Origin of the sequence: Methylobacter svalbardensis, assembly GCF_037671525.1 — a bacterium.
GTDB classification, from domain to species: domain Bacteria; phylum Pseudomonadota; class Gammaproteobacteria; order Methylococcales; family Methylomonadaceae; genus Methylobacter_A; species Methylobacter_A svalbardensis.
In genome coordinates this window covers 82,911-100,745 of sequence record NZ_JAWPOH010000005.1, presented here as the reverse complement: position 1 = coordinate 100,745, position 17,835 = coordinate 82,911, and the positions used below count along the sequence as shown (strand labels likewise).

Sequence of the window (17,835 nt, the reverse complement as noted above, 5' to 3'; positions counted from 1 at the left end):
GTGCGGTTCGTTCCTCACAGCACCCTACGGCCCTGATTTTCTACTTCCCAATCCCTGCATAGCTATCTACACAAGTCATCATAGCCGGACGGGGCAACGCTCGTTCCCACGCTCCTGCTTGGGAATGCATAAAGGCATTGCCAAAGCAACGCGTTCGGCTTGTTCTTTACTATTGCGGCTATAAATTCCTTGCCGCAACCCATAAAATCCGAAAAGATATTTTCTTATATAAAGTCGGTCTTCCGACTACCGCCGGGCTTGTCCAACAACCGGTTCAGATTGTGGTTCGCTATCGCTCACACAATCTAACCTTATTCGTTAGAACTCGCCTTAAGCATGCTCACCAAAAGCAATTTGCCAGCGTTTATTCGGATTCCAGAATTTCACTTCACAAGGGTCAAAGTGCTCCGGCTTATAAGGAAAGTAGTTCTTTGCATGGCCTTTCAGCCAAGCATTCATGTCTTTGCATTCCTCTGTGCGTGGCTTGGCGAGAACATTCAGTAATGTTTCATATCCGGGAATGCCACCGCAATCCTCGGGCGGACAGGCTCGCTCTCCAGTGACGCACACGGGATATTTGACAGAGGATTCTTTGAGAAGGATACCTTCGAGCAAAACCTCGTGGCACCAGCCGTCCCCGAAATCGTATTCGTAAGCTGCGGCAACACCCGGAGTAACAAAGTACTCTGAGATTGGTACTTCCCACCCCGCTATAACACTACGGTCTGTCTCGGTATCTGGAATTCCTATTATGTCTACTTTGCGATTTCGCGGCTTTTTCACTCGAAACTCGTGCAGGTGATAGTCAAGCCACCCCATTGAGTCTTGGATTGCCACGTGCAAATCCCAGAAAGAGTAGTCGGCGGGCACCTGAATTCTTCTCCAGATGGGTGGGGTGACCTCCAGAAGCGTCACACGGAATTGATAGATTAACTTGTTGGCCATGAGGATTACCTGAAGAGTTCTAACGTAAAGCTAAGGGGCGGGCGCGATAGCGACCGTCCCGCTTGAGCGTAGGGTTAGCCACAGCATGACTGAATAAACTGGAAGGTTACTTCCCTTCAGGCTTAACATCATCGCCACCTTCCGACGGTTTCTTCCCAAAAACCCATTTAAAGATCGCGGCACCGGCGCCCCATACTACAGCACCAATGGCCAACAACGTTACCATGCCCAAGCTAGCTTGGACACTATGATCTCGTGCTATGGCCGTGGCTGGAACCAACAACAGAGCGAATAAAATTTTCATACTGGCTCCCCCCCCAAAAATTGTAAAGAATATCTATTGGAAATGTTTACAGCTATCTTGGTTAATTACAAAACCAAGAACAAAACGGTTGTCGATGTCATAGTATTCATATTTCCAATAAGCACCCCTATTGATAAGCTTTGCGATATCTGGGTGGGTACATAAGCCGTTAATTGAATTTCTAAAGTACTCGTCCTTCAGTTTTTCGACACTGCGGAGTTCAGATGATTTCATCATGAAGTGATAGCGAGCCAATATGGCCTTGCCAGAGGCTGTCATTGATGTCACTTGAATTTCATCGTTAACTCTCATTGGCAACCCCTTTTGTGTTGCATTTGCCATACCACGAAGCTCGTCTTCAACAGAGGCTGCTATGGCGACAAGTGGCGACAGCACAATAAGTGTTATCGCAATCGCTGTTCCTTTGAATATGTGCTTCATAGGTGAATCCTCCAAGTGGCTAACGTAGAAATAACGGGACGCGGTGAAGCGAATGAAGATTAAGCATAGATTATGTCCGCGTTCCCGTTGATTGACATGTTAGGGGTTTACATTTCCTGGCTGTGTATTATTGCTCACTGGTGCTGGTTTTATAGCTTGTTTAACAATGGATGGTGCGCTAGGCACGGCGACAGCGACTGGTGTTTTGTAGTTGCTGAGTTGTTGCACAGTATTAGCTGGGGCTACCTCATTGCTGGGTGGTGATGAGCGAATAAAACTGCCGATGAAAACGCCAGCCAAGCCAATGCAAGCACCGAGAACAATATTGCCGCGGTTGATTTTGGCTTGGTCTTTGGCGAGGTGCTTTTTAATTTCACGCTCAAAGATGGTAAACCTTGGAGAATCTTTTTTGGAAGCGGCCAGCTCAGTTGCAAGCTCAATAAACGACATATTTTTAAGATCGCTATCATAAGGAATGCCATGAATAACCTTGTTTACACCGGATTTAAAAGTATCTTCATAAGATTGGTTTTCTGTCGGCATATAACCCCTAACGTTAAGTAGACACCTAAGCAGGTGTATATTAAATTTCAATTGCAGGTGTATAACGCAACTCCTGCCACCCGTTAGGCAAGATACTATAAACATTGAATTGTTGATAGCACCTTTTTATGTAAATCAAAAATACACCTCGATCCCGTCGGGCCGGAATAGGATTAACCAACAACCCTGCCAATCAACTCCCCAAACTTAACCGTCTTTTCCGCTTTAAACTCGGCATCCCACTGCGCCTTATCCTTGCCGAATAAAACGATAATGGTGGAGCCCATATTAAACCGGCCCATTTCCTCGCCAATTTTCAAAGTAGGAGCATTATCGCCATACTGCCAGCTTTGCACCGAACTAATGCTAGGCGGCGTGACCACGCCGTGCCAGACGGTTTCTACGCTGGACACGAAGATTGCGCCGACCAGTATCAAGGCCATCGGGCCTGAATCCGTGTCAAAAATGGCGGCGACGCGCTCGTTTCTGGCGAATAATCCCGGAACAGAATTGACGGTTGCCTGGTTCACGCTGAACAAACGGCCGGGTATATGCACCATTTCCTTTAAGGTGCCGGTCAACGGCATGTGCAGGCGGTGATAGTCTTTGGGGGACAGGTAAATGGTGGTAAATATGCCGTTATTAAACGGTTCGGCGCGTTCTGCATCGCCGCCCAGCAAGTCGGTCGCGGTAAAATTTTTGCCTTTAGCCTGGAAAATTTTGCCGTCGGTAATGGCTCCGGCTTGGCTGACTGCACCGTCGGCAGGGCAGACGATCGCATTTCTTTCGGTGCTGAGCGGTCTAACGCCGGGTTTTAGTTCGCGGGTGAAAAACTTGTTAAAGCTAAGGTAGGCATTGATGTCCGGCTCCAGCGCTTCATCCATATTGACGCCGTAATGCCTGATAATCTGTTTGATAAACAGGTTTTTCCACACCTTGTTTTCGCAGTGAGTCAATTTGCTCATTATTTGGGACAGGGCATGATGGGGCAAAGTGTATTGGGGCAGGGTGGTCAGGGCTTCTTTGATGTTCATGGATTATGACTGTCGGGTGTTTTGCCGCTTAAGAAATACGCAAAGGCGATGACTTCGGCGACGGCAACATAAAGTTCATTGGGGATTTCATCACCTAACGGAATTTGAGCCAGAATTCTTGCCAGTTCCGGCTCGGTTTGCAGCGGTATTCCGTACTCTTTGGCGATGGCGAGAATTTGATCTGCGGTAAGACCTGAACCTTTGGCGACAACCTTGGGCGCGTTCTTGCCATCGTACTTTAACGCGACGGCAAGATCGGTGGTGTAGTAGGTCTTAGGCATGATGATTCAACCTGGAAAAATCATTTTGTCCACGAAAAAACACGAAAGGCACGAAAAGCACAATTTTGTTCGTGTTTTTTGTGGACGATGCTTTTTGGTGAATTCATTATCAAATGACTTAAGGCAGCGTAACCAGTTCCGGCGCTTGCCAATCCGGATTTCTGTGTTCTACGACGACGCTGGTGTAGATGCCGCCGCGCACGTTAAATTCGGCGCGGATACGCATAAAATTGGGCGCTATGGCTTTAACGATATCATCGAGGATTTCGTTAGTGACCGCTTCATGGAACGCGCCTTGATCCCGAAATGCCCACATATATAATTTAAGTGCTTTCAGTTCGACGCACAGTGCGCCGGGTACGTATTCGATCTGGATAGTGGCGAAATCCGGTTGGCCTGTTTTTGGGCACAAGCAGGTGAATTCGGGTACGTCAATGCGGATGGTATAGTCACGATTGGGGTTGGGATTGTCGAAAGTTTCCAGATCTTTGCTTGGTTGTGTAGTCATTTTTTGCTTATCTATAAAGGAGGTATGTACCAAAAGTAGGCGCGTTAGGCGAATAAATTCGATACTCGGTTAATTATCGTTAATAATAGGCGGCTATTTTAATTCAACTGTCGGGATATTCATACCAGTACTATGAAACTGGAAAAAATCAAGCTTTCGGGTTTCAAATCCTTTGTTGATACCACGGTCATACCGATTAGTGGTAATCTGACCGCGATTGTCGGGCCGAATGGCTGCGGCAAGTCCAATATTATTGACGCAGTGCGCTGGGTGATGGGCGAAAGTTCGGCCAAACATTTGCGCGGCGGCAGTATGGCTGATGTGATCTTTAACGGCTCATCGGGGCGCAAGCCGGTCAGTACGGCTTCCGTCGAGCTGGTTTTTAACAACACCGAAGGCAAGCTGGGCGGCGAATATTCGCAATACGATACCATCGCGATCAAGCGGCAGGTCAGTCGTGACGGTACCTCGGTGTTTATGCTGAACGGTTCGCGTTGCCGCCGTAAGGATATTACCGACATCTTTTTGGGTACCGGCTTAGGTTCGCGCAGTTATGCGATTATCGAGCAGGGCACCATTTCCCGCATGGTCGAAGCCAAGCCGGATGACTTAAGGGTTCATATCGAGGAAGCCGCGGGCGTATCCAAGTACAAGGAACGCCGTAGTGAAACCGAAACCCGGATGAGGCATACCCGCGAGAATCTGGAGCGGCTGGACGATTTGCGCGACGAAGTCGAAAAGCAAATCAAGCATCTGCAAAAGCAAGCTGAAAAAGCCGAAAAATATACCGGTCTTAAAAAACAGGAACGCCAATTCAAGGTAGAGTTGCTGGCGATGCGTTGGAATACGTATCATCAGGCCGCAAAGCAACTGGATGAAAAATTGCAGGCAGTGGCTCACGAACATAACCGCTTGTTTGTCGCGTTGCGTGACATCGATAGCAACATCGAAGCCAAACGCGAGGCATATAAGACTCAGCAACAGCAGACTAACAGCTCACAGGGCGATTATTACCAGATTGTCGCCGAAGTCAGCGGTCTTGAGCAGACTATCAAGCACAGCGAAAGCAGTCGCGAACAAACCGCAGTTGAAATTAACCGCTTACGCCAGCAGGCAGACCAGTCGTTAACAGAACTCGAAGCCGATGTGCAGCAATTGGAACAGATCAAAGAGGCTCTGTTTGAAGCGGAAGAAGCGCTAATTGTTGCCGAGGAACGGCAGGAAGACGTTTTATACGGCCAGCAGGAAGTGCAGCAGCAAAAAAGTGTCTGGCAGGCGCAGTGGGAAGCGTACCGGACGACCAGTGCCAGCTATAAAGAACAGGCCGAGGTGCAGCGGGTAAAAACCGTGCAGCTGGAAAACCAGAATCGCCAGCTGCAAATCCGTCTGGATAAGTTGCACGGCGAGCGTACTGAGTTGGCGTCCAACGATTTGCAAAGCGAGATCGAATCGCTGGATAGCGGCATCGAAATCATTGAGACGCAGCGCGAGGAGTTGCACCAGCAGCTTGAAGATCTGCATCAGCAGATACGCGAGCAGCGGCAGCAGATCAAACAATACCATGACGAACTGCATACGCGCCGCTCGGAAATGCAAAGCGTCAAAGGCAAAATCACCTCGCGGGAATTATTGCAGCAACATGCGATGGGTAAAGATAATAAATACCTGAGCGCATGGCTGGCGTCCGTGGATTTGGTCGAAAATCGGCGTCTTGCCGAGTTTCTGGACGTGCAAGCAGGCTGGGATACGTCGGTTGAAACGGTGTTGGGTAGTTATCTTGAAGCGATTTGCATTGAGAGCGCCGACCAGGTAATCCCTGGCTTGCAGCGCTTGACCGATGAATCGTTAACGCTGGTTGAGACCCAATCTGTGGCGGCGACGCAGGGCGCCCAGCAGGCAGAATGGGCGCCTTGCGTCGCCCCCACAAACTTGCTGGATAAGGTAAAGGCGCCGTGGGATTTGAGCAATCTGTTGTCTGGGGTTTACTGCGCCGATGATGCCGAAACGGCGAGAACTATATCCGCCAAACTCAAACCGCATGAATCGGTCATCACCCCGGACGGCACCTGGTTCGGCCCCGGCTGGATCAGAATTATCCGCGCCAAAGACAGTAAAACCGGCGTGTTGCAACGCGAAAAAGACTTGCGCCTGTTAAAGCAACGACAACAAGAACTGCATATCGACATTGAAACCTTTGAAGACCAACTGGAAATCGCCGAAACCGGCTTGAAAGACGCCGAAGTCACACGCGAATCGATACAGCAGCGGGACAACAGCCTGGGTGCTGAGCTGTCGGTAAAAAGCGCCGAATTCAGCGCGCAATCTGCTAGGCTGGAGCATCAACAACGCCGACTGGATCAGGTTTGTAATGATATTGATGAGTTAAGTCGCGAGACCGCTGACAATGCCGAGACTATCGCCGAAGCCCAATTGTTGCTTGAACAGGCCGAACAGATCATGGCCGAGCAGGAGCAAAAAAAGCAAACTCTGGACGTATTAAATCAGGACTTGCAATCCCGGCAACAGCGTATCGACCAGTCTGCCAATGAAATTCAACAGCAGGTTTACAGCCTCAAGTCGCAGATTGAATCGCTACGTTCTTCCGAAACCTTAACCGGCAAACAGCTGGAGCGTTTGCAGGTGCAACATCAACAATCGGCTGAACGGATCGCCGATCTGGAGCTTAATCTGCAACAAACGTTGACGCCGATGGCTGACGAAAAAAAGCAGCTGGAGCAGAGGGTTGTCGATAAGGAACAGTTGGAGACGCGATTGAAACAACATCGCCAGTTCCAGGAAGACCTTGAAGCTGAAATAACCGGGCTATCCGAAGAACATATCCGGACACAGCGCGCCTTGGAAAAGCAAAAAGAAGCGCTGGATACGATTCGTTTTGAATTGCAGGAAAGCAAGGTACGATCACAAACCGTCAACGAGCAGCTTAACGAAATCGATGCCGATGTCGAGACGGTGCTGCAAAGCTTGCCGGAACAGGCCGAAGAACAAAGCTGGAAAACAACGCTTGATGATTTATTGGCTCAAATCGAAAGATTAGGTACCATTAACCTGACCGCGATAGAGGAATACAAGGCGCAGTCCGAGCGGATGAATTTTCTGAATGAGCAACATGCCGATTTAATCGAGGCATTGCAAACGCTGGATCAGGCTATCAGCAAGATCGATAAAGAAAGTCGGCTGCGTTTTAGGGAAACATTCGATAAAATAAACACCGGTTTGCAGGAGAAATTTCCTAAATTATTTGGCGGCGGTCATGCTTATCTGGAATTGACCGATCAGGATGAATTGGAAGCGGGGGTCAATATTATTGCCAGACCTCCCGGTAAGAAAAACAGCTCCATACATTTGTTGTCCGGTGGAGAGAAAGCATTAACGGCTGTAGCCTTGGTGTTCTCGATATTCGAACTTAATCCGGCGCCGTTTTGTTTGCTGGACGAAGTCGATGCACCGCTCGATGACGCTAATGTTGGGCGGTTTTCAAAAATGGTCGAAGAGATGTCGGCATCGGTGCAGTTTTTGTATATTTCCCATAACAAAGTGACTATGGAAATTGCAAAACAGCTGGCAGGTGTTACTATGAAAGAGCCGGGCGTGTCCCGGATGGTCGCAGTTGATATTGAAGAAGCAGTGAGTCTGGCGGAAATCTAATGGATAAAGAAATATTAAGAATTGTAATTATTGCAACCGGCATGGTTGTCGTTATCGGCATGTTGGCTTGGGCTTTTATAAAGCATAAGCAAGCCCGGGAAGGCATGGAAATTTACGATGACGATGAGGTCGACTATGACGATGAACTGTCGGCTGCCGAAAGCCTTGGGGAAGACGACGATGATATGATCCCGCTGGCCGAGGCAAATAGCAGTATCGGCGCTTATCAGGCGCATGATAAATCGGAGCGATCTTATTATGAAGAAGATGACGATGATGATGACGATGATTATGATGATGATGACTACCGTGAGCGGAATAAGCCTGTAGAGCCGCCGTCACGCGCTGCCGCACCGGCGATTATTCAGTTCAGCATTATTACCAAGGCGGACGAGGATTTTAACGGCGCTGATTTGGTTGAAGCCTTTAAAATGGTCGGGCTTGAATACGGCAGTCTAAAAATATTCGAACGTCTGGATGAAAACCGTTTGGTCGATTATGGCGTGGCCTGTATTGTCGAGCCGGGCACTTTTCCGGATAAAGATTTAGATCAGTTTTACTGTCCCGGTATCGTATTTTTTATGCAGCCGGAAGCATTGGATGATGCACAGGCCGTTTTTGACGACTACGTAGAAACAATTCACTTGTTGGCTGATCAATTGGATGGTGTGATTCTTGATCATAGAAGACAGCCGCTGACCGATGCGACCGTTCAGGCTATTCGGCAGAGCTTGTGATTCGATGATGATAGGTTGGATTTGCTAAAACTAACCTACAAATTATGTGAGCGCGAATTTATTCGCGCTACCGTTATAGGGGCGCGAATAAATTCGCGCTCACTCATTCAGATTATTTAAATGCCATCCCTTAGCAAAACCCAGTTAAAGATTCTTAAGCAAGCCGGCCTGGAATCGACCCACTTATCCCCTGAGCGTATCGCTCAAATCGCCACACAGTCCGACCCCAAGCAACTGATCGATGATCAGCTGCTTGAGTTTTTGCAGGTCTGCAATGCCCTGTACCGTAGCGGTGAACCGTTTATTTCCGATGCGGATTATGACTTCATTTTCCTGGCAGAACTGCAAAAACGCCACCCGCAGCATCCGTATTTAGAAACGGTCGAACCGGAAGTCGGTTTTATCGGCAAGACCATCGTGTTGCCGGAACCTATGCTCTCGACGGACAAAACCTACAGCAAAAGCGGCATTGAAAAATGGCTGTCGCGACTGGAAAAAGCCGCTGAAGATTGTAACGTGGATTTTTCCACCCTGATAATCCGGGCCACGCCCAAGCTGGACGGCTATGCGGCGTATGATGACGGAAAACTACTGTACACGCGCGGCGACGGCCGCAAAGGCACTGACATCAGCCGGGTTTTCGAACGCGGTTTGAAGGTCGGCGGCAACGGTAAACGAGGGCAGGGTGCAGGCGAGATCGTAGTCAGTCAAACTTACTTCAGCAATCATCTGGCCGATTATTTTGAGAATTCCCGGAATTTTCAGGCCAGTATCATTAAAGAAAAAGACCTGGAACAACACGCTTTAGACGCGATACAAAATCATGCGGCGATTTTCTTTCCGTTCTCCCAGTTGCCCGCTTGGCAAGGCACGGCGGCCGAAGTGCTGGCCGATTTCGACCCTATCATCGAAACAGTCTACACGTTAGTCGATTATGACGTGGATGGCGTCGTTTTCGAGCTGGTCGGCAATGACCCATTGAAACAGTACCTAGGTGCAACGCGGCACCACCACCGCTGGCAGATTGCCTATAAAAGCAATGTGGAAACCGCCGAAGTGATCGTGCTGAAAGTCACCCCGCAAACTTCCCGTTCCGGGCGGGTTAATCCGGTTGCCGAGCTTACGCCGACCAAACTCAGCGGCGCGGTGATTTCCAGGGCGACGGCGCATCATTACGGCATGGTCAAGGAGCTGGGCATCGGTGTCGGCACGTTGATTGAGTTAACGCGCTCGGGCATGGTGATACCCAAAATCGAGCGGGTCATCACGCCGGCAACGCCGCAGATTCCCGAGCATTGCCCCAGTTGCGGCAGCGAATTGGTTTGGGACGGCGATTATCTTTATTGCCTGAACACCACAAAATGCCCCGCGCAGATTGAAAACACCATCGAGCATTTTTTCAGAACCCTGGCGAATGTCGACGGTTTCGGGCAAAAAACCGTGGAAAAACTGCACGCGTCCGGCATCAACTCGGTTTATGCCGTTTATCAGCTGGACATGAAGCAATTGCAGGACATGGGCTTTGGCGACAAAACCGCGCAAAACCTGCTGGAGCAATTGCAACGCAGCAAAACCGAAGCGATCGAAGACTGGCGCTTTCTGGGTGCTTTCGGCATTTACCGAATGGGACTGGGCAATTGCGAACGCCTGCTGCAACATCATCATCTGATCGATATTTTCAAGCTGACTATTGAAGACGTAATGAATATCGAAGGTTTTGCCGAGAAAACCAGTGCCGCCGTGGTTGAGTGTCTGGCAAAAGTCAAAGCCGATTTCAGGCAAATCTACGATCTGGGTTTTAATTTGATCACAACGCCGTTAATCGCCGAGCAGCAGCAAAATATCAGCCCGATTACCGGCAAAACCATCGTCTTTACCGGCACCATGATCCACGGCAAACGCGATGACATGAGCAAGGAAGCCAAACGTCTGGGCGCAAAAGTGGGCGCATCAGTCACCGGAAAAACCGATTTCCTGGTTACCGGTTCCGATGTGGGCGCCGCAAAAATCGCTGCCGCTACGGAAAAGGGCGTGCAGGTGATCAGCGAAGAGGAATATTTGGCGTTGTTAGGTGTGTAAGTTTTTGGGGGTTGATATAGTGTCGCGTTTGTTTGTACGGCATGTCCTGTTACTGTAAAGTTGGCTTAATAAAAACAAATACACGATGGATTTATGAAGAATATACGACAATTGGATTTTTTATACGGCAATCGATGTCGTATATATTACGTTACGCTCTCTCAGTCCCGAAATACTAACCGATGATCCTGTGCAAAAAGACGCTCGAATGTCTTCGAGAAATGATCAATGAAAAAACAGAATATCGTTCCGGCCCCAAGCTGGTTCAATTTTTCAGCGAGCTTGGGTTCAATGATTCATATGGCCAAGGCTTTCCGTCGCGATGGGTCTTCACTGATGAAAGATTGGCAAGAATCAACGGAACACCCACCCTCGATCAATGCATCAAAAACACCTTTGCCCCTGTTAACTTCGTCGGTCGAGTTCTAGAGTTAGACCTCTTAATCAAGGAGTTCAATCAATATCTTGCATTCGACAAGTGGAAGGTTATTCGGAAAGAAGCAGACGTAACTTTTCACAAGCTTGAGAAGATCGAAATCGGACCGGATGTGACAAAAGAAATCGAGAACGAGTTTCTGAGTCGCGAGTTTACTAATGTCGATATCAAAGCACTCGCATTAGAAAGTTCTATCACCGATGTACTACAGTACAGAATCAAGGAAATTGAACGGTGCTTTAGTTCTGACTCTCCACTAGCTGTAATCCTCCTGGCAGGAAGTGCACTAGAAGGAATTTTCCTTGGCTTGGCGATTCAACATCCAAAGCAATTTAATTCCGCCAAATCATCGCCAAAAGACAACAATTCCAAGGTGAGGCCGTTTCACGAGTGGACTCTTAGCAGTTTCATTGATGTTACTAAAGAGCTGGGGTTGATACAGCATGACACGCACAAGTTTAGTCATTCATTGAGAGACTTTAGAAACTACATACATCCTTTCGAGCAAATGAGCTCTGGCTTCTCACCACGGGAACATACGGCAAAGATATGTCTGCAGGTATTGAAAGCGGTCATACATGAGATTGGTGACAATCTTGCCAAAATTCGGGCATAACTCAGCAGTTATGTAGGTTGGGCATGCTGTTTATGCCCAACATTACGATATTTCAATGACGGCAGATTTCGGGTTTGACCACGGCAATCCCACCACCGGATACCAAAATGTTGGGCAACGAAAAGCTGTTGCTCAACCTACGCGACTTACGTTTTTACGATGCCTGAACCAAGCATCGGGTTAGCGATAGCGTAACCCGACAAAAGCATACATTTTACTGTCTATGTCGGGTTACGTTATCTCGCTACGCTCAATAAGCTAACCCGACCTACATGGCTACGGATCTATGTATAATCGGTACAAACGAGGAGATATTAACGTGACTGAATTATATGAAATCTTACAGCAGCAAAAAGCCTGCATTCTGGATATTGCCAAACATTACCACGCAGTTAACATCCGGGTGTTTGGCTCTGTTATACGCGGCGAAGAACGCGAAGACAGCGATATAGATTTATTGGTTGATTTTTTGCCCGGCACAACGCTTTTAGATCAGGTCGGCCTGATTGATGCGCTATCGACCGCACTGGGTCGCAAGGTCGATATAGTCAGCGAGCGTGCATTGAATAAACACTTGCGTCAGCGGGTTTTGCAAGAAGCTGTTCCGCTATGAAAGATCGGTTTATCTTCATTGCAGCGGCACTGGAGAGCATCGAGTTGATTCAGTCTTATACCGAAGGTTACGATTTAACAGGTTTTTTGGCCGATAGAAAAACGCAGGATGCAGTGATTCGCAACCTGGAAATCATCGGTCAGGCGCTTAAAGATTTTGGCATTGAAACGTTGTCGGCTGAACAACCTAACATGCCGTGGCGAGAAATAGCCGGGATGCGTAATGTTTTAGCGCATGAGTATTTGGGCGTTGATGCTGTGATGGTCTGGGAGACGGTGCAAGCTCATCTCGACACATTGCAACAAGCACTCGAAACAATAATGGAACAACCAAAATGATTGAGAGGGAGCCTGTGAAATCCAGGGCTTCGTTGCTCAGATCACCCCGTATTTCGTAAGCTACACACGGGCTACGTTTGAAATTAACCCCAGCGCCCGGTCAATTTCCTCAAACGTATTATAAAAATGCGGCGAAAAGCGTATGCCACCGCCGCGCAAGGCGCAAACCACGCCGTTGTCCTGCAAATATTTATACAACACCTCGTTTGCAAGCGTCCGGTGTTTAAAGACAACAATGCCGGACTTCAGCCGACTTTGCTTCGCCGACAATAAAACCAGCTGCCCGTTTTTATCAATCGCATCCACTAAATAGTCGGACTTTTCTAAAACCTGCGCTTCGACCGCGGCCATGCCGGTTTCCAGCAACAACGACAAGCTGGCGGAAAAAGCATGGATGCCCAGCATATTTGGGCTGCCGCATTCAAAACGGCGGGCGGTGGGGTGAACTTCCCACGGCTGGTTCTCGTAATTATGGAGGTCCTTCATCATATGCCAGCCGTACTGGGTCAGTTTCAGCTTGTCTCTGGCCTCGGGCGTGGTGTAGAAAACGCCCAAGCCTTCGGGGCCGAACATCCACTTATGGCCATCGGCCATCACAAAATCCGCCTGACAAGCCTGCATGTCAAACTGCACCGCACCCAGGCTCTGGATCGCGTCGATGCAAAACAGGATACCGCGCTGCTTGCAGAATTCGCCGATCCGCTCCAAGTCCATACGCAGTCCTGAGGCGAATTGTATGGAACTGATGGTCAGTAGACGCGTGTTGTCATCTACCAGTGCAAATAAAGCGTCCTCAGGCGTGTTGGCGCTTTGCAGATCGGCCTGACGAAATTCCACGCCCTGATCGGCCAAGGATTCCCACGGCAGTCTGTTGGAGGGGAATTCCTCGTTGCTGGACACGATATTGTCGCCGGGCTGCCAGGTCAAACCGTAGGCGACAAAGGACAATGCTTCCGAGGTGTTTTTAACCAGCGCAATATCGTCGGCGGAGGAGGCGTTTAACAAAGCCTGCAATTGGGTGCGTAATTCGGCCTCCTTGTGCAGCCAGTCCAGGTAGAAGTGCGAGCCGTAACGGGTGTTTTGTTCGGCAAACTTGATTACCGCTTCGCCGGTTCTTTTAGGCCAGGGACCTACGGCGGCATGGTTAAGATAAATTAATTCGTCGGTCAGGGGGAATTCGGGGTGTTTCATAGTATCAATTTAAGGCGTGGTTTTAGGCGACGAGTCGGTAAGCAGCATAATACGTGCAGTCAGCTTTTTTGCAAGCGCGTTGATGCCTCGTTGCGTCACTTTGGGGTCAGTGCCTTTGAGTTCAATGGGAAAGTCTCCTGCGAGGTTTTGGGTCTTTACATCGACCAAGTGTGCCATTAAATAGGAATACAGAAAACTGTGTTTGCTGTGCTGTCCAACTACTACCCAGTCGGTGCCGGGCTGCTTGCCCAGCTTGGCGGCTACGTCATTAAAATTAAACAGATAGCCCTTGCCTGCTGTTGCGGCGTTCTGGTCATTCAAGCTGATTTGAACAATTTCATAATCGCCCAGTTGGCTGATGGCCTGCTCAAGCAAGGGTTTCATGGCGGCGGTGTGGGTCAACTCCTTCGGCAGATTCGGTAATAAAGTGTCATCGAGTAATTCAAAGTTTAAGACGGCAATGCGGGGATCCGCATTAACCGGATCACTAAAAGCCAGATAAACCAAAAGTATTAAGCCGATAAGTTTCATGATATTTGCTCCCGTTAAATCTAAAATCGTAGTTGCGCATTCCAAATGGGGAGAGTGTGAAAGCCGTTCATGCTTCGACAGGCTCAGCACGAACGGCTTTCACAATCTCCTGCTGCTTAAATATGCACTACGCAATTATCGGCCAGGAAGCTGATGTCTGCATATTGGCACACGCCTTCTTCATGCTGAAATAGACTGACAGCAATCAGCCAGACGTTAACGATGTTGCCCGGCATTGCTCCGCCTATCGCGTTGACGTAGTCTTGGTAAACGTCCCGATCTTCATTAAACCATTCGCCCAAGCCTTGCGAGCCGGAGCGGATCACGACATGGGTTTCGCGGTGAGTCCAGGTCGGTATCGGGCAGCGATAGACCGTTTCCGGCGGCAGTTCGGCGCTCCAGTAATAGGTGATGTCTTGGCCGTTATCGAATTCGACCGCGATGCTTAAATAGTCGTGGGTTGGCAGGGTATCTTCACGCACGGATGAGGGCAAGACGTCCATTTTCCACGACCAGCGCAAGCGGGTATCCGGTTTAAAAGGCAGGGAAACCTGTTTTACCAACAGGCCGCCGTCATTGTGGGTATGACAGCAGATGGCCGATTCTTTCAACGGCACTGCACGGGACTGGTAAACTTCCGCGGGTCCGGTAAACCACAGATAATCCCAACCTTTTGGCGATATAACCGGCGAAACCAAGCGGTCGATTTCCATTGCGATCAGGTTGTTTGCATCCCCACATTCGGCAAGCCTTTTTAGGCCGTCCAAGGTATCGGCCTGCCAGCGGATATAAGCAGCACGGCAAGGTTGCCGGTGACCATGTCGTACACTTCATCCGGGGTTGCCAATTCGCCGGTTTTGCCGGCCCATTCCCCAGGAAAATAGCTGGCCAGGTAAAGCCGACCCGGTTGCTCTGCGGTGAAACTATGGCTGTCGCGGGTGCCGCGAAATATCTCGCCATCCTGGCCGATACGAAACCAAAGCTGGAAGTTGGGTTCCAGGGTGATCGGCAGGTCTTTAAACCGGGTTTGCCCGGCTGCGAAAGAGGTTAAGTTATCACCGGCTTCAACATCAAGGCCGGTATCGAACCAGGGCTTTTGCTCGGATGGAAGATCAAAAAAGCGATGCTCGTAAATAACATCCTTAGCAACATTGCCCAGAAATTGGGTAAAGCCCGATTTAAATTCAATAACATTCATAGCGTGTTCCTTGTCGGTAAAGTTCATAAAAACCAGCTGGACCGATTATAATCGGATCATTACACACAAATCTTGTATGAACTGGCTATGCTGAAACTTTATCCTGCTTATATGCGCTTGTTCATCTGGCGAGGCCGGTCGCTTTATTTCGGCCCGTCGGTGCATCTGGACGCGCACGCTTATGCAACGGTGGTATTGCATGTGGGCATCTACCGGTCTTTCAGGATAAAAATCGCTAACGACGCGTGGCAAAGCTGCCGCTGTGCGATTGTTCCGGCCGGTACTCCGCATGAGCTTGATTTTGAAGGCGGCATACACGGCAAATTATTCATTGAACGGGACAGTTCCGACTATCTGTATTTCCAGCGCCGGTTCGCTTGCCCGGAACAATCCCCGACATTATTTCAGGATGACGAACTGATCGATGAACTGCGCTGGCTGTATGAAATGGATCCCGATAAAACCGTGATCGAAAGCTGTCTGGACAATTTGTTGCGCTGTGACGGAGACTTGAATCTAGTGCTCGATCCGCGCATACAGACCGCTATCGACCTGATCTGCGACGAGCCGGATTGCAATTTCTCACAAGAGTATCTGGCCGATAGGGCCGATCTTTCACCGTCCCGGTTTTTGCATTTGTTTAAACAGTATACCGATGTTCCCTATCGGCGTTTCAGGACATGGAAGCGGCTGTTTTTAGCACTGGAAAGTTTAAACGCCGTAGATAATATGACCATAGCCGCTCTGGATGCCGGATTTTCCGATGCGACCCATTTCAGCCACAGCTTTCGCGATAACTTTGGCATAAACCCGGCTTACGTATTCCGGGGAATCAATCGTTTTGAGGTTTGAGCGCTCAACTTATCGGGATTATTCGGCGATAATACCCGCTTGATTATAATAATAAACAACAGGAAGAAAACTTTATGTCCGCGTGGTTAGCCTCATCCTTTTTATCGAAAGACCGAATTATTGCGAAACCGGGTTTTAACCGTTGGCTGGTGGCTCCGGCTGCGCTGGCGGTGCATCTGTGTATCGGTCAGGTTTACGCATTCAGTGTTTTTAATTTGCCGTTGACCAAGGTGCTGGGCGTGACCGAGTCGTTACCGGATGACTGGAAACTGACCACTTTGGGCTGGATATTCAGCCTGGCTATCGTGTTTTTAGGGCTGTCGGCTGCATTCGCCGGAAAATGGCTGGAGCAAGTCGGGCCGCGCGTGACGATGTTTTGTGCGGCGCTTTGCTTTAGCGGCGGTTTTTTTATCGCGGCGCTCGGCATAGAGCTGCATGCAATCTGGCTGATCTATTTGGGTTACGGCGTGTTGGGCGGCATCGGTTTGGGACTGGGCTATGTGTCGCCGGTGTCGACATTGATCAAATGGTTTCCTGATCGGCGCGGCATGGCGACCGGTTTGGCCATCATGGGTTTTGGCGGCGGCGCGATGATTGGCGCACCGTTAAGTGTGTTGTTGATGAAGCATTTCTCGTCGCCGACCTCGGTCGGCGTTGCCGAAACATTTATGACCTTGGGCAGTATTTATCTGGTTTTTATGATGGTTGGCGCTTTCAGCATCCGTTTGCCGGAAGACGGCTGGTTGCCGGCCAACTTTCAGCCGGACATGCGCAAAAAAAAGTTGATCACGGACAAGCATGTGCATGTCGAGCAGGTGCTTAAGACGCCGCAGTTTTATCTGCTGTGGCTGGTGTTATGCCTGAATGTGACAGCCGGAATCGGGGTACTGGGACAGGCTTCGGCGATGAGCCAGGAGATGTTCAAGGATCAAATTACGCCTGAAAAAGCCGCCGCGTTTGTCGGTATGCTCAGTTTATTCAACATGGGCGGGCGTTTTTTCTGGTCCACGCTGTCCGATTATCTGGGCAGAAAAAACGTTTATTTCACCTTTTTCATGCTGGGCTGCGTACTTTATTCGATCGTGCCTTATACCGGACGGATGAATAATGTGTTGCTGTTTATGGGCTGTTACGCGGTGATTATAAGCATGTACGGCGGCGGTTTCTCGACCATACCGGCCTATCTGGCCGATATTTTCGGTACCAAATACGTCGGCGCGATCCATGGCCTGTTGTTAACCGCCTGGGCCACGGCGGGGGTTGCAGGGCCGGTACTGGTGAATTATCTCAGGGAAAGCCAGATTGCGCAGGGTGTGCCCAAAGCCGATGCCTATAACATGACCATGCAGATCATGGCCGGATTGTTGCTGGTGGGATTTTTTTGTAATCTGGGCATCAAGGCTGTCGATGAAAAACATCATCTCAAGCATGATGAAGTCAATGATGAGTTTGATGTAGCGTAGCAGGAGTGCAAGCTTTGCTTGCACCGCAGGCTAAGCCTGCACTCCAGAAACCGTTATAC

At 49.3% G+C, this 17,835-nt stretch carries 19 protein-coding genes; 8 read left to right on the top strand and 11 right to left on the bottom strand.

From position 1 onward, the window contains the following. Positions 1–330: 330 nt before the first annotated feature. The 7 genes from RW114_RS03650 to queF all read right to left on the bottom strand — a co-directional run bounded on the left by RW114_RS03650 (position 331) and on the right by queF (position 4,056). Positions 331–945, bottom strand: a complete 615-nt coding sequence (locus RW114_RS03650) for a plasmid pRiA4b ORF-3 family protein (RefSeq protein WP_340121352.1) — start codon at positions 943–945, stop codon at positions 331–333. A gap of 106 nt (positions 946–1,051) precedes the next feature. Then, positions 1,052–1,249 carry a hypothetical protein gene (locus tag RW114_RS03645; RefSeq protein ID WP_340121351.1) on the bottom strand — a complete coding sequence of 66 codons (198 nt, stop codon included), beginning with the start codon at positions 1,247–1,249 and terminating at the stop codon, positions 1,052–1,054. 33 nt (positions 1,250–1,282) lie between these two features. Next, positions 1,283–1,690: a hypothetical protein gene (locus tag RW114_RS03640; RefSeq protein WP_340121350.1), complete on the bottom strand. Its 408-nt coding sequence runs from the start codon at positions 1,688–1,690 to the stop codon at positions 1,283–1,285. 99 nt (positions 1,691–1,789) lie between these two features. Continuing rightward, positions 1,790–2,233: a hypothetical protein gene (locus RW114_RS03635; RefSeq protein WP_340121349.1), complete on the bottom strand. Its 444-nt coding sequence runs from the start codon at positions 2,231–2,233 to the stop codon at positions 1,790–1,792. Between the two features lie 173 nt (positions 2,234–2,406). Beyond that, a complete protein-coding gene (gene asd / locus RW114_RS03630; RefSeq protein WP_340121348.1) occupies positions 2,407–3,267 on the bottom strand; it encodes an archaetidylserine decarboxylase in 861 nt (286 codons plus the stop codon). Next, a complete protein-coding gene (locus tag RW114_RS03625; protein ID WP_340121347.1) occupies positions 3,264–3,548 on the bottom strand; it encodes an EscU/YscU/HrcU family type III secretion system export apparatus switch protein in 285 nt (94 codons plus the stop codon). The genes asd and RW114_RS03625 overlap by 4 nt, the downstream gene beginning before the upstream one ends. A gap of 118 nt (positions 3,549–3,666) precedes the next feature. Beyond that, the gene (queF, locus tag RW114_RS03620; protein ID WP_340121346.1) at positions 3,667–4,056 is read right to left on the bottom strand and encodes a preQ(1) synthase; all 390 of its coding nucleotides are present in this window, start codon (positions 4,054–4,056) and stop codon (positions 3,667–3,669) included. Positions 4,057–4,188: 132 nt separating this feature from the next. Between queF and smc the strand changes: the two genes are divergently transcribed. From smc to RW114_RS03590, 6 genes are all read left to right on the top strand, one after another. Beyond that, entirely contained in the window at positions 4,189–7,722 is a 3,534-nt protein-coding gene (gene smc, locus RW114_RS03615) for a chromosome segregation protein SMC (RefSeq protein ID WP_340121345.1), read from the top strand. Next, positions 7,722–8,459, top strand: coding sequence for a cell division protein ZipA C-terminal FtsZ-binding domain-containing protein (locus RW114_RS03610; protein ID WP_340121344.1), 738 nt, complete (start codon positions 7,722–7,724; stop codon positions 8,457–8,459). Before smc ends, RW114_RS03610 begins: the two co-directional genes overlap by 1 nt. A 120-nt stretch (positions 8,460–8,579) precedes the next feature. Beyond that, on the top strand, positions 8,580–10,538 hold the full coding sequence (locus RW114_RS03605; RefSeq protein ID WP_340121343.1) for a helix-hairpin-helix domain-containing protein: 1,959 nt from the start codon (positions 8,580–8,582) through the stop codon (positions 10,536–10,538). A 221-nt stretch (positions 10,539–10,759) separates the two neighbouring features. Continuing rightward, positions 10,760–11,590 carry a hypothetical protein gene (locus RW114_RS03600; RefSeq protein ID WP_340121342.1) on the top strand — a complete coding sequence of 277 codons (831 nt, stop codon included), beginning with the start codon at positions 10,760–10,762 and terminating at the stop codon, positions 11,588–11,590. Positions 11,591–11,909: 319 nt separating this feature from the next. Next, positions 11,910–12,203, top strand: a complete 294-nt coding sequence (locus RW114_RS03595; RefSeq protein WP_340121341.1) for a nucleotidyltransferase family protein — start codon at positions 11,910–11,912, stop codon at positions 12,201–12,203. Continuing rightward, complete coding sequence (locus RW114_RS03590) at positions 12,200–12,541, top strand: HepT-like ribonuclease domain-containing protein (protein ID WP_340121340.1); 342 nt, start codon at positions 12,200–12,202, stop codon at positions 12,539–12,541. Before RW114_RS03595 ends, RW114_RS03590 begins: the two co-directional genes overlap by 4 nt. Positions 12,542–12,601: 60 nt before the next feature. On the opposite strand, the gene RW114_RS03585 is transcribed toward RW114_RS03590, so the two are convergent. The 4 genes from RW114_RS03585 to RW114_RS03570 form a co-directional block, all read right to left on the bottom strand. Next, a complete protein-coding gene (locus RW114_RS03585; RefSeq protein WP_340121339.1) occupies positions 12,602–13,732 on the bottom strand; it encodes an aminotransferase class V-fold PLP-dependent enzyme in 1,131 nt (376 codons plus the stop codon). Positions 13,733–13,741: 9 nt separating this feature from the next. Then, positions 13,742–14,263, bottom strand: a complete 522-nt coding sequence (locus RW114_RS03580; RefSeq protein WP_340121338.1) for a DUF2380 domain-containing protein — start codon at positions 14,261–14,263, stop codon at positions 13,742–13,744. A 116-nt stretch (positions 14,264–14,379) separates the two neighbouring features. Further along, a complete protein-coding gene (locus RW114_RS03575; RefSeq protein WP_340121337.1) occupies positions 14,380–15,030 on the bottom strand; it encodes a DUF3047 domain-containing protein in 651 nt (216 codons plus the stop codon). Further along, positions 15,018–15,461, bottom strand: coding sequence for a hypothetical protein (locus RW114_RS03570; protein ID WP_340121336.1), 444 nt, complete (start codon positions 15,459–15,461; stop codon positions 15,018–15,020). The genes RW114_RS03575 and RW114_RS03570 overlap by 13 nt, the downstream gene beginning before the upstream one ends. An 87-nt stretch (positions 15,462–15,548) precedes the next feature. On the opposite strand from RW114_RS03570, the gene RW114_RS03565 reads away from it, so the two are divergent. After that, positions 15,549–16,313 (top strand): AraC family transcriptional regulator, encoded by a 765-nt coding sequence (locus RW114_RS03565; protein ID WP_340121335.1) that lies wholly within the window; start codon positions 15,549–15,551, stop codon positions 16,311–16,313. Between the two features lie 74 nt (positions 16,314–16,387). Continuing rightward, entirely contained in the window at positions 16,388–17,776 is a 1,389-nt protein-coding gene (locus tag RW114_RS03560) for an L-lactate MFS transporter (protein WP_340121334.1), read from the top strand. Positions 17,777–17,835 lie beyond the last annotated feature (59 nt).

Excerpts from the sequence above, each read along its gene's own strand:
- RW114_RS03585 (WP_340121339.1), bottom strand. The coding sequence starts at position 13,732 with ATGAAACACCCCGAATTCCCCCTGACCGACGAATTAATTTATCTTAAC.
- RW114_RS03560 (WP_340121334.1), top strand. The coding sequence starts at position 16,388 with ATGTCCGCGTGGTTAGCCTCATCCTTTTTATCGAAAGACCGAATTATT.
- RW114_RS03570 (WP_340121336.1), bottom strand. The coding sequence starts at position 15,461 with ATGAATGTTATTGAATTTAAATCGGGCTTTACCCAATTTCTGGGCAAT.
- RW114_RS03600 (WP_340121342.1), top strand. The coding sequence starts at position 10,760 with ATGATCAATGAAAAAACAGAATATCGTTCCGGCCCCAAGCTGGTTCAA.
- RW114_RS03635 (WP_340121349.1), bottom strand. The coding sequence starts at position 2,233 with ATGCCGACAGAAAACCAATCTTATGAAGATACTTTTAAATCCGGTGTA.
- RW114_RS03640 (WP_340121350.1), bottom strand. The coding sequence starts at position 1,690 with ATGAAGCACATATTCAAAGGAACAGCGATTGCGATAACACTTATTGTG.
- RW114_RS03625 (WP_340121347.1), bottom strand. The coding sequence starts at position 3,548 with ATGCCTAAGACCTACTACACCACCGATCTTGCCGTCGCGTTAAAGTAC.
- RW114_RS03565 (WP_340121335.1), top strand. The coding sequence starts at position 15,549 with ATGCTGAAACTTTATCCTGCTTATATGCGCTTGTTCATCTGGCGAGGC.
- RW114_RS03590 (WP_340121340.1), top strand. The coding sequence starts at position 12,200 with ATGAAAGATCGGTTTATCTTCATTGCAGCGGCACTGGAGAGCATCGAG.
- asd (WP_340121348.1), bottom strand. The coding sequence starts at position 3,267 with ATGAACATCAAAGAAGCCCTGACCACCCTGCCCCAATACACTTTGCCC.
- RW114_RS03645 (WP_340121351.1), bottom strand. The coding sequence starts at position 1,249 with ATGAAAATTTTATTCGCTCTGTTGTTGGTTCCAGCCACGGCCATAGCA.
- smc (WP_340121345.1), top strand. The coding sequence starts at position 4,189 with ATGAAACTGGAAAAAATCAAGCTTTCGGGTTTCAAATCCTTTGTTGAT.
- RW114_RS03580 (WP_340121338.1), bottom strand. The coding sequence starts at position 14,263 with ATGAAACTTATCGGCTTAATACTTTTGGTTTATCTGGCTTTTAGTGAT.
- RW114_RS03605 (WP_340121343.1), top strand. The coding sequence starts at position 8,580 with ATGCCATCCCTTAGCAAAACCCAGTTAAAGATTCTTAAGCAAGCCGGC.
- queF (WP_340121346.1), bottom strand. The coding sequence starts at position 4,056 with ATGACTACACAACCAAGCAAAGATCTGGAAACTTTCGACAATCCCAAC.
- RW114_RS03650 (WP_340121352.1), bottom strand. The coding sequence starts at position 945 with ATGGCCAACAAGTTAATCTATCAATTCCGTGTGACGCTTCTGGAGGTC.
- RW114_RS03610 (WP_340121344.1), top strand. The coding sequence starts at position 7,722 with ATGGATAAAGAAATATTAAGAATTGTAATTATTGCAACCGGCATGGTT.